Origin of the sequence: Sphingomonas sp. (assembly GCF_048594985.1) — a bacterium.
Classification (GTDB): domain Bacteria; phylum Pseudomonadota; class Alphaproteobacteria; order Sphingomonadales; family Sphingomonadaceae; genus Sphingomonas_I.
In genome coordinates this window covers 1-10,909 of sequence record NZ_JBMDXG010000011.1, presented here as the reverse complement: position 1 = coordinate 10,909, position 10,909 = coordinate 1, and the positions used below count along the sequence as shown (strand labels likewise).

Below are 10,909 nucleotides of genomic sequence, written 5' to 3'. Positions count from 1 at the left end.
GAACCAGAAGCCGTTATAGATCAGTTCGGCATAGCGCGGCGCGAGCTCGTCCTTGAGGTGCGCGGCGCCGCGATCGAGCGTGATCTGCTCGATACCCCGGTGGGCGAGATGGTAGATCGTCCCGCCCGGCGTCTCATACATGCCGCGGCTCTTCATGCCGACGAAGCGGTTCTCGACCAGATCAAGCCGGCCGATGCCGTGGCGCTTGCCGAGATCGTTGAGCTTCGCCAGCAACGCCGCCGGGCCAAACCCCTCGCCATTGACGGCAACCGCGTCGCCGCGCTCGAAATCGATCGTGATGATCTCGGGCGTGTCGGGCGCGTCCTCGGGATTGTCGGTGCGGGAATAGACGTAATCGGGCACCTCCTCCCACGGATCCTCGAGAACCTTGCCCTCGGACGAGGTGTGGAGGAGGTTGGCGTCGGTCGAGAAGGGGCTCTCGCCGCGCTTGTCCTTGGGCACGGGAATCTGGTGCTGTTCGGCATATTCGATCAGGCGGGTGCGGCTGGTCAGATCCCATTCGCGCCACGGGGCGATCACGCGGATGTCGGGCGCGAGCGCGTAATAGCCGAGTTCGAACCGGACCTGATCGTTGCCCTTGCCGGTCGCGCCGTGGCTGACTGCGTCGGCCCCGACCGCCCGTGCGATCTCGATCTGGCGCTTGGCGATCAGCGGCCGGGCGATCGAGGTGCCGAGCAGGTACAGCCCCTCGTACAGCGCGTTGGCGCGCATCATCGGCATGACGTAATCGCGGACGAATTCATCGCGCAGATCGTCGATGAAGATATGTTCGTCGCGGACGCCCATCAGCTTGGCCTTCGCGCGCGCCGGCTCCAGCTCCTCGCCCTGGCCGAGATCGGCGGTGAAGGTCACGACCTCGCAATTGTAGGTTTCGCGCAGCCACTTCAGGATCACGCTGGTATCGAGGCCGCCCGAATAGGCGAGCACCACGCGGCGAACGTCGCTCATCTTCTCACTCCGCTGGGAACGGCGCGCCTTTGGCATGCGGGGTGCGCGCGCGCAACGCCGCGGTTCAAGCGCGGTACATCGGCGCGGGGCGATTCTGCGACCCTTCCTTGCCAAGGAGTCGTCCGATGCGGATCCCTGCCCTCACCCTGCTTGCCGCCCTCACCCTCGCGGGTCCCGCACTGGCGCAGGATGCGCCCCCGCCCGGCGGCGCGATGCGCGGCGGGCCGATGCTGCCGTCGACGCGCGCGGAGGCGTCGGCGCAGGTGCGCGAGCGCTTCGCCCGGCTCGACCAGAATGGCGACGGTGTCCTTGCGGGCGACGAGCTGCCGTCGGGTGCGCGCGGCGGTCGCGGCGGTCGCCAGCTCGAACGCTATGACGGCGACCATGACGGCAAGCTCAGCGCGACCGAGTTCGAACAGGGTGCGCTCGCCCTGTTCGACCGGATGGACAGCGATCGCGACGGGACGATCAGCCCGGCCGAACGCGACGCGTGGCGCGCGCAGATGCGGGCCGGACGTCCGCCCGAGGCGCGCTGAACGTCCGGCGGGACGTCACGCGCGGAGCGTGCGTTCCGCCTCGGCCATATAATCGCGGGTGATCGGGAGTGCGGTGCGGTCGCGCACATATTGCACCTGGTAATTGACCATCGCGCCGTTGAAGAAACCGGTGAGCGAGCCCGCGAGGTAGAATTCCCACATGCGGTAGAAACGCGCGTCATACATGGCGACGATCGCCTCGCGATTGGCCTGCGTCCGGCGCAGCCAATGTTCCAGCGTGTAGCCGTAATGATGGCGCAGCGTTTCGACATCGGCGGTGATCAGGCGCGCGGATTCGGCGGCGGCCGCGATTTCCGACAGCGACGGGATGTAGCCGCCGGGGAAGATATACTTCACCGTCCACGCGTCGGTCGGGCGCGGCGGCCCCATCCGGCCGATCGTGTGGAGCAGCATCACCCCGTCCTCGGCCAGCAGCGAGCGGCACTTGGCGGCGAAGGTGCGGAAATGCGCGGGGCCGACATGTTCGTACATGCCGACCGAGACGATCCGGTCGAACGTGCCGGTGACACGGCGATAGTCGATCAGTTCGAACCGGACCTTGTCCGCCACGCCGGCGGCGGCGGCGCGCTCGCGCGCGATCTTGAGCTGCTCCTCCGACAGCGTGATGCCGAGCACCTCGGCCCCGGTCTTCTGGTGGAGGTAGAGCGCCATCCCGCCCCAGCCGCAGCCGATGTCGAGCACCTTGAGCCCGGGACGTAAATTAAGCTTGGCGGCGATGTGCGCCTTCTTGTCGAGCTGCGCCTGCTCCAGGCTGTTGTCGGGATCGGTGAAATAGGCGCAGCTATATTGGCGGTCGGCGTCGAGGAAGAGATCGTAGAGTCGCGCCGACAGATCGTAATGGTGCGCGACGTTGCGCTTCGACCGGCGTTCCTGATTGTAGGTGCGCAGCCAGCCGAGCGGATCGCCGGGCAGCCGCGTGCGCGCCGTCGCCTCCAGATTCTTGCGGTCGCTGCGGCGTTCCCAGCGATTGTTCCAGGTGACGAGATCGATCAGCGCGTGGATGTCGCCCTGCTCCATCAGCAGGCGGCCGTCCATATAGGCCTCGCCCGCGCCGAGCGACGGCGCCAGCACAATCTTGCGCGGGGTGGACCGATCGGTGAAGCGGACCGCGACCGGCGCGCGCCCCGGTTCGGGCGCGCCATAGCGGTAGGTTTTCCCGTCGGCGGCGTGGACGATCAATTCGCCCCGCCGAATCAGCTTCTTGAACGCGCGATCGAAGAGCAGCATGGCGCGGGCTTAGCCGATCTCGTTACGCGCCCGCCACCGCCATTTCGGCGGCTTCCCTGTCACGCTCGGCGCGGCTTTTCTTCTCGGCGGCGGTCTTGAGCTGGCCGCACGCGGCGTCGATGTCGCGGCCGCGCGGGGTGCGCACGGGCGCGGAAATGCCGGCTTCGAACACGATGTTGGAAAAGGCCCGGATCCGTTCGGGCGTCGAGCATAGATAGTCGGCGCCCGGCCACGGATTGAACGGGATCAGATTGACCTTCGCCGGCAGGCGGTATTTGCGCAGCAGGCGGACGAGCTCGCGCGCATCGTCGTCGCTGTCATTCTTGTCGCGCAGCATGACATATTCGAACGTGATGCGGCGCGCATTGTTCGCGCCCGGATACGCGGCGCACGCCTCCAGCAGGGGCTCGATCCCGTATTTGCGGTTGAGCGGCACGAGCTCGTCGCGCACATCCTTGGTCACGGCATGGAGCGACACAGCGAGATTGACGCCGATCTCCTCGCCCGCGCGCGCCATCATCGGCACGACGCCGCTGGTGGAGAGCGTGATGCGGCGCTTCGACAGAGCGAGGCCGTCGCCGTCCATCACCAGCTTCAACGCGTCGCGGACATTGTCGAAATTGTAGAGCGGCTCGCCCATGCCCATCATCACGATGTTGGTGAGCATGCGCCCTTCGGGCTGGCTCGGCCATTCGCCGAGCGCGTCTCGCGCGAGCATGACCTGTCCCACGATCTCTCCCGCGGTCAGGTTGCGCACCAGCCGCATCGTGCCGGTGTGACAGAAGCTGCAGTTGAGCGTGCAGCCGACCTGGCTCGACACGCACAACGTCCCGCGATCGGCGTCGGGGATGAACACCATCTCGTAATCGTGGCCGTCGTCCGAACGGAGCAGCCACTTGCGCGTGCCGTCGCTCGACTGCTGCGCCTCGACCACGCCGGGGCGGCCGATCACGAACCGTTCGGCGAGCCACGGATGCATCGCCTTGGCGATGTCGGTCATCGCGGTGAAGTCGGTCGCGCCGCGATTGTAGATCCAGTGCCAGAGCTGCTTGGCGCGCAGCTTCGCCTGTTTCGGTTCGAGCCCATGTTCGGCGAGCAGGTCGCGCAACTGCTCGCGCGTCAGGCCGATCAGGTCGACGCGGCCGTCGGCGCGCGGCGCCGCCGCTCGCGGGACGGGCACGGGATCGATATGTCCGGGGATCGCCATCGGCGCGTTCATCGCCGCCAGATAGGACAGATTGCGCTTTTTTGCCAGCCTCAGCGCGCGAGGCAGGCGAGCGTGGCGGCGTCGAGCGCGCTGGCGAAGCCCCGCAGCGGATAATCGTCGCGGAAGCGGCGCCCCTCAGCGGTCGTCCCCGAGACGCGCAGGCGCGTGCCGCCGCGCAAGGCGACGATCGCCGCGCGGCCCTCGATCGCGGGGGAGGGGCCGTCGAAGGCGAGCGCGCGGCCGTCGACCCGGACCGAGAGGCTGCCAGGCCGGGCCGGGCGGCTCGGCCGCAGCTCGACGCGCGGCCGCCCCGGGGGCGCGACCGCCGCGACCGAGCCGCCCGCGCCGCGCGCCGGCATCGCGATCGCGTAGCAGCTTCGCCCTCGGGCATCGGCAAACGCGCCCCACGCGCCATATTGCCCGATCGCGACCCGCCCGGGCGGCGCGGCGACGGCGGCCGCCAGCAGGAGGGGAAAAAGAAGGGGCATCGCCCCCCTTCGCCGCTTCGCCGCGTCGCCGCAACAATGCGCTGGAACAGGCCGATGCCCACGCTATAACGGCCGACCACAAGCGGATTGGGGCGGGACATGAAGGCGACGATCGAACGTGCAACCCTGTTGAAGAGCCTGGGGCACGTCCAGTCGGTGGTCGAGCGGCGCAACACCATCCCGATCCTGTCCAACGTGCTGATCGAGGCGTCGGAAGGCGGCCTCAAGCTGATGGCGACCGACCTCGACCTCCAGATCGTCGAGACGATCGCGGCGCAGGTCGATACGCCGGGCGCCACCACCGTGTCCGCGCACACATTATTCGATATCGCGCGCAAGCTGCCCGAAGGCGCGCAGGTCCAGCTGGCCGCCGCCGAGGGCAAGATGCAGGTCGTCGCCGGGCGCGCGCGCTTCAACCTCCAGACGCTGCCGCGCGAGGATTTCCCGGTGATCGCCGAGGGCGAGCTGCCGACGCGGTTCGACCTGCCGGCCGAGACGCTGAAGCAGATCATCGACAAGACGCGTTTCGCCATCTCGACCGAGGAGACGCGTTACTATCTGAACGGCATCTTCCTCCACGTCTCGGACGACGCCACGCCCGTGCTGAAGGCGGCTGCGACCGACGGCCACCGTCTCGCGCGCGTCACCGTGCCGCGTCCGGACGGGGCGGAAGGAATGCCCGACGTGATCGTGCCGCGTAAGTGCGTCGGCGAGCTGCGCAAGCTGCTCGACGAGGTCGACGGGTCGGTCGAGGTATCGCTGTCGCCGACCAAGGTGCGCTTCGGGCTCGGCACCGCGATCTTGACGTCGAAGCTGATCGACGGCACCTTTCCCGATTACAGCCGCGTCATCCCGACCGCGAACGACAAGCTGCTCAAGCTCGATCCGCGCAGCTTCGAGGAGGGGGTCGACCGCGTCGCCACCATCGCCAGCGAAAAGACGCGCGCGGTGAAGATGGCGCTCGACCGCGACAAGATCACGCTGTCGGTGACGAGCCCCGAAAACGGCACCGCCGCCGAGGAAGTGCCCGGCGACTATGCCGCGCTGCCGTTCGAGATCGGGTTCAACGCGCGCTACCTGCTCGACATTCTCGGCCAGCTCGACGGCGACCTGATCGAGGTCCACCTGGCCGACGCCGCCGCGCCGACCCTGATCCGCGAGAATGACAAGGCGCCCGCGCTCTACGTGCTGATGCCGATGCGGGTTTGACGCGCTGGCGATTCGCATGAGATAGGGCCGCCCCGGTGTTTTTGAGTGTGGGGGCACGCGATGCGGGGGGTTTTGGGCGCGGTCGGCGCCATGGCGCTGTGCGCGGGGGTCGCCCAGGCGGCGGTGGTGGTCAATCCGTTCGCGGCGATCCAGCCCGGCACGACCGCGCAGATCGAATGGTTCACGCAGCTTCCCGCCACCGCGGCGCAGCCGGCACGCGCCGCCGCCCAGCAGATCAAGGCGCTTCCCGACGGCAGCGGCCGGATGTTCGTCAACGATACGCGCGGCATCCTCTACGTCACGAACAAGGCGGGCGGCGCGCCCGTCCCCTATCTCGACCTGCGGACCGCCGGGATCGGCTTTTCCAACGCGGCGCACACGATCCAGACCGGGCTGATGAGCGTCGCCTTTCACCCCAATTTCAATCGCGACCCCGACCAGCCGGGCTATCGCACCTTCTACACGATCGACACGACCCTGCCGTCGGCGGGCACGGCGGGGTGGAGCGTGCCGGGCGCGCCGGTGAACCACCACAATGTCGTGCGCGAATGGACCGTTGCCGATCCGGCGGCCGCGACCGCATCGGTCACCGGCATGCGCGAAGTGATGCGGGTCGCGCAGCCCTTCACCGATCACGGCGCGGGCACGATCGCGTTCAACCCGACCGCGACGCCCGCCGACGCCGATTACGGCAAGCTGTATATCGGTATGGGCGATGGCGGCGGCACCAACGATCCGTTCGGCAGCGCGCAGAGCCTGACCAGCCCGTTCGGCAAGATCCTGCGGATCGACCCGGCCGATCCGGACGGCGCCGGCCCGCTCACCTATGCCGTACCCGGCGACAATCCGTTCGTGGGCGAGGCGGGCGCGCGCGGCGAAGTATGGGCCTACGGTCTGCGCAATCCGCAGCAGTTCGACTGGAGCAGCGACGGGCGGATGTTCATCGCCGATATCGGCCAGTCGCAGATCGAGGAGGTCAATCTGGGCCAGGCCGGCGCGAATTACGGCTGGCCGCTGCGCGAGGGCGCGTTCGCGCACGCGGGCAGCGACATTTACGACACGCCCGCCAATGACGGCCGCTTCGTCGATCCGATCGGGCAATACGACCATGAGGAGATCATCCGCGACGGCGCGTCCAACCTCGCCAGCATCGGCAGCGCGATCCTGTACGAGGGCAGCCTGGTGCCCGCGCTGATCGGCAAGATGGTGGTGAGCGATCTCGTTTCGGGCCGGCTGTTCTATTTCGATCCCGATGCGGCGGTGCCGGGGGAAAATCCGATCCTGCGGGAACTGCGCCTGATGCTGGGCGGCCTGCCGACGACGATGCGCGACCTGGAAGGGTATAGCCGCACCGACCGCGTCGATTTGCGGCTGGGCATCGACGTGGACGGCGAACTCTATCTGATCACCAAGGGCGACGGCGACATCTATCGCTTCGTCGCGACCCCGGTGCCCGAAGCGGCGACGTGGGCGATGGCGATCCTGGGCTTCGGGCTGGTCGGGTTCGGGCTGCGCCGCCGCCGCCGCCGCAGGGCTTTCGGTCACGCCTGACGGGCGTCGAAGGATGCGCTAAGCGCGGCGGATGGCCGTCCGCCGCCTCGCGCTCACCGATTTCCGCAACCATCGCGACCTGCTGATCGAGCCGGGCGCGGGGCTGGTCGTGCTGACCGGCGAGAACGGGGCGGGCAAGACCAACGTGCTGGAGGCGCTGTCGCTGCTCGCGCCAGGGCGGGGGCTGCGCGGGGCGGCGCTGTCGGACATGGCGCGCGGCGACGGGCCGGGCGGGTTCGCGGTCCATGCCCGGCTGAGCGGGGACATCGAGATCGGGACGGGCGCGAGCGCCACCGCGCCCGAACGGCGGCAGGTGCGGATCAACGGCGCGGAGGCCGCCGCCGCCGCGCTGGGCGAGCGGCTCGCGCTGCTGTGGCTGATCCCGGCGATGGACCGCCTGTTCGCCGAGAGCGCGGGCGGCCGCCGGCGCTTCCTCGACCGGCTGGTGCTCGCGCGCGAGCCCGGACACGCGCAGCATGCCACGCGCTATGAAGCGGCGATGCGCGCGCGCAACAAGCTGCTCGCCGAACCCGACGGTGCCGACCCGGCCTGGTTGACCGCGCTGGAAGCCGGGATGGCGGCGCATGGCGCGGCGATCGCCGAGGCGCGGCGGCGCACCGTGACCGCGCTGGCCGAGCGCCTGCGCGCGCAGGCCCCCGGCCCGTTCGCGCGCGGCGACATCATGCTGACCGGCTGGACGCCCGCCGGGGACATGGCCGAGCCCGCGCTGGCGGAGGAGTTGCGGCGCGGACGGGGGCGCGACGCGGGCGCCGGGCGCGCGCTGGCGGGCCCGCATCGCAGCGACCTGGCGGTCACCCACCTCGACAAGGGGATGGCGGCGGCGCTCTGTTCGACGGGTGAGCAGAAGGCGCTGCTGCTCGGCCTGCTGCTGGCGCATGCCGATCTAGTCGCGGCGTGGCGGGGCGCGCGCCCGATCCTGCTGCTGGACGAGGTCGCCGCGCACCTCGATCCGCTGCGCCGCCGGGCGCTGTTCGAACGGCTGGCGGAGGCCGGCGGGCAGGTGTGGATGACGGGAACCGAGCCCGCGCCGTTCGCCGATACCCCGCCGGGAACGACGCACCTCGTCCTGGGAAGCGCCGGTCAGCCGGCGTCGGCGTAGGCGCGGATCAGTTCGGTCAACATGTCGCGCCCGCGATAGACGCCCTCGACCAGCATCTTTTCGTTGAGGCCGTGCGCGCCGCTTTCGGGCACGTTGTAGAGGCCGGGCGGGCCATAGACCGGGATGCCGATGCTTTCGAGGAAGATGCCGTCGGTGCCCCCGGTCGACATGACGGGCACGAACGGTACGCCCGGATAATATTTGGCGACCAGCTTTTCCGCCGGCTTCACGATCTTCGGATCGAGCGGCGGCGGGACGGCCGGCGGACGGATCGGCTGGACCAGGGTGACCGTCATGCGCGGGTCGGCGACGACGGTTTCGAGCTGCTTGCGCACCGCCTCGACATCGGTGCCGGGGAAGATGCGGCAGTTGATGTTGGCGCCCGCGCGCTGCGGCAGCGCGTTGTTCGCGTGTCCGCCGTCGAGCAGGGTCGCGACGCAGGTCGTGCGCAGCATCGAATGATAGCTGCGGTCGGTGTTGAGCGTCGCCTCGGCCGCCTTGTCCCGTGGGTTGCGCGCGATCGCGACCATTGCCGCCCCCATCGCGTCCTTCCGCGTCGCGCCGGCCTTTTCGAAATAGGTGCGCGTGGTGTCGCTGAGCTGGAGCGGGAAGTCGTAGTCGCGGATCTTCGCGATCGCGTCCGCCAGTTCGTAGATCGCATTGTCGCGAATGGGGACCGAGCTGTGGCCGCCGGGATTGGTCGCCTCGATCCGGTAATTCTGGACGATCTTCTCGCCGACATGCAGGTTCATCACCGTCGGCTTGCCATTCTCGTCGGCGCGCCCGCCGCCGCCCTCGTTGAGCGCGAATTCGGCGGCGATCAGGTCGGGCTTGTTCTTGGCGAGCCATTCGGCGCCGTTGAACGCCCAGGTCGTTTCCTCGCCGCAGGTCAGCGCCAGCTTGATCGTGCGCTTCGGTTTGTAGCCTTCCCGCTTGAAGCGGATCATCGCATCGACCCAGATGGCGTCCATCGCCTTCATATCGGCGGTGCCGCGCCCGTAGAAGAAGCCGTCCTCCTCGATCATCTTGTAAGGATCGCGGGTCCAGTCCTCGCGCTTGGCGGTGACGACGTCGAGATGGCCGAGCAGCAGCATCGGCCTGGCGGTGCGCGACGTGCCCGGCAGGATCGCGACCAGCCCGCCTTCCTTGGGGTGATCGGGGACCGAGAAGGGCGTGATGTCGGCATCGGCATAGCCCGCCGCCTTGAGCCGCGCGGCGATCTTGCCGGCCAGGTCGGTGCAGCTTCCGCTCGTCACCGACGTGTCGGTTTCGACCATCTCCTGATACAGCGCGCGGAAGGCGGCGCGATCGGCGCGTGGCGCCGGTTGCGCGAGCGCGGGCGCCGCCGCCATCGCCAGAAACGTCGCCGCGCGGACGTGCATGCTCTCGGTCCCCCTGAAATCGTGTCGGACCGACAAAAAGCATGGCGCGCGCGCCATGGAAAGCGCGTTCGATCGGGATTATCTTGAGCGGCGATGACCGCCCAGCCGATCGACCGCCGAATCGTCCCCGCCGGCATGCGCTTTTCCGAATGGCGCGCGGCCGACGGCTGGCGCCTGCGCAGCTTCGCCTGGCCGCCCGCGCGGACGCCGCGCGGCAGCCTGCTGTTCCTCGGCGGACGCGGCGATTTCGTCGAGAAATATCTGGAGGCGCTGGCGCACTGGAATGACGGCGGGTGGCGGCTCGACGGGTTCGACTGGCGGGGGCAGGGCGGATCGGGGCGGCACCTCGCCGATCCGTTGATCTGCCATCAGGCGAGCCTGGAGCCGCTGCTGGCCGATCTCGCCGCGTTCGTCGATCACTGGTGCCGCACGACGCCGGGCCCGCGCGCGATCGTCGCGCATTCGATGGGCGCGCATCTGGTGCTGCGCCTGCTCGCGACCGGGCATCGCGGGATCGACGCCGCCGTGCTCGCCTCGCCGATGATCGACATCCGCGTGGGGGCGGTGCCCGGCCGCGCGCTCGGCGCCATCGCGCGCGTCGCGGGGCTGCTGGGCCTCGGCGAGCGCAAGGTGTGGGGGCGCGACATCGGCGACGTGGGCGGGCGGATGACCTCCTGCCCCGAACGCCGCGACGACAAGATATGGTGGAAGGCGTGCAAGCCGGAGATCGCCACGGGCCCGCCGAGCTGGGGCTGGGTCCGCGCCGCCTGCCGATCGATCGCCAGCCTGCCGCCGCGCGATCTGGTCGCGGTCGACATCCCCGTGCTGATGCTCGGCACGCGGCGCGATCCGGTGGTCGATGCGCGCGCGATCGCCCAAGCGGCGGCGTCGATGCCCCGGGCCGAGCTGATGATGCTCGACGGGACGGGCCACGAGCTGCTGCGCGAGGCGGATGCGGTGCGGCTGCCGGTGCTCGACCGGATCGACACCTTCCTCGCCGCGCGCGCCGTCCGCGCCTGAGGCGCGCCGCGCCCGGCGCGGCGCCGGAGGCATCCATTTCGCTTGGGTTTCGACCCCCGAATCCCTATATGCTGGGCATGGCAACCGACCCCCAGACCAACGAATATGGCGCCTCCTCGATCAAGGTGCTGAAGGGCCTCGACGCGGTCCGCAAGCGTCCCGGCATGTATATCGGCGAC

The 10,909-nt window shown here is 69.4% G+C and carries 10 protein-coding genes; 5 read left to right on the top strand and 5 right to left on the bottom strand.

Going from position 1 to position 10,909, the window contains the following annotated elements; all coding sequences use genetic code 11:
- On the bottom strand, positions 1-969 hold a 969-nt coding region (locus tag ACOJSF_RS00440), incomplete at its 3' end, for an argininosuccinate synthase (RefSeq protein WP_420140273.1).
- Positions 970-1,094: 125 nt separating this feature from the next.
- Here ACOJSF_RS00440 and ACOJSF_RS00435 point away from each other — a divergent pair.
- On the top strand, positions 1,095-1,505 hold the full coding sequence (locus tag ACOJSF_RS00435; RefSeq protein ID WP_420140272.1) for a hypothetical protein: 411 nt from the start codon (positions 1,095-1,097) through the stop codon (positions 1,503-1,505).
- 15 nt (positions 1,506-1,520) lie between these two features.
- On the opposite strand, the gene ACOJSF_RS00430 is transcribed toward ACOJSF_RS00435, so the two are convergent.
- Genes ACOJSF_RS00430 through ACOJSF_RS00420 form a run of 3 tightly spaced genes read right to left on the bottom strand, consistent with a single transcriptional unit; the run spans position 1,521 to position 4,448 of the window.
- Complete coding sequence (locus ACOJSF_RS00430) at positions 1,521-2,753, bottom strand: class I SAM-dependent methyltransferase (protein WP_420140271.1); 1,233 nt, start codon at positions 2,751-2,753, stop codon at positions 1,521-1,523.
- 22 nt (positions 2,754-2,775) lie between these two features.
- Complete coding sequence (gene rlmN / locus ACOJSF_RS00425; RefSeq protein ID WP_420140270.1) at positions 2,776-3,972, bottom strand: 23S rRNA (adenine(2503)-C(2))-methyltransferase RlmN; 1,197 nt, start codon at positions 3,970-3,972, stop codon at positions 2,776-2,778.
- A gap of 38 nt (positions 3,973-4,010) precedes the next feature.
- The gene (locus ACOJSF_RS00420; RefSeq protein WP_420140269.1) at positions 4,011-4,448 is read right to left on the bottom strand and encodes a hypothetical protein; all 438 of its coding nucleotides are present in this window, start codon (positions 4,446-4,448) and stop codon (positions 4,011-4,013) included.
- A gap of 99 nt (positions 4,449-4,547) precedes the next feature.
- On the opposite strand from ACOJSF_RS00420, the gene dnaN reads away from it, so the two are divergent.
- Genes dnaN through recF form a run of 3 tightly spaced genes read left to right on the top strand, consistent with a single transcriptional unit; the run spans position 4,548 to position 8,328 of the window.
- Positions 4,548-5,657: a DNA polymerase III subunit beta gene (dnaN, locus tag ACOJSF_RS00415; protein WP_420140268.1), complete on the top strand. Its 1,110-nt coding sequence runs from the start codon at positions 4,548-4,550 to the stop codon at positions 5,655-5,657.
- 60 nt (positions 5,658-5,717) lie between these two features.
- A complete protein-coding gene (locus ACOJSF_RS00410) occupies positions 5,718-7,208 on the top strand; it encodes a PQQ-dependent sugar dehydrogenase (protein ID WP_420140267.1) in 1,491 nt (496 codons plus the stop codon).
- 31 nt (positions 7,209-7,239) lie between these two features.
- The gene (gene recF, locus ACOJSF_RS00405; protein WP_420140266.1) at positions 7,240-8,328 is read left to right on the top strand and encodes a DNA replication/repair protein RecF; all 1,089 of its coding nucleotides are present in this window, start codon (positions 7,240-7,242) and stop codon (positions 8,326-8,328) included.
- Here the strand turns inward: recF and ACOJSF_RS00400 are convergent.
- The gene (locus tag ACOJSF_RS00400; RefSeq protein ID WP_420140265.1) at positions 8,310-9,710 is read right to left on the bottom strand and encodes a M20/M25/M40 family metallo-hydrolase; all 1,401 of its coding nucleotides are present in this window, start codon (positions 9,708-9,710) and stop codon (positions 8,310-8,312) included. The genes recF and ACOJSF_RS00400 overlap by 19 nt on opposite strands.
- Positions 9,711-9,803: 93 nt before the next feature.
- Here ACOJSF_RS00400 and ACOJSF_RS00395 point away from each other — a divergent pair, with 93 nt between their 5' ends.
- On the top strand, positions 9,804-10,730 hold the full coding sequence (locus ACOJSF_RS00395; RefSeq protein ID WP_420140264.1) for an alpha/beta hydrolase: 927 nt from the start codon (positions 9,804-9,806) through the stop codon (positions 10,728-10,730).
- The last annotated feature ends 179 nt before the right edge of the window (positions 10,731-10,909 follow it).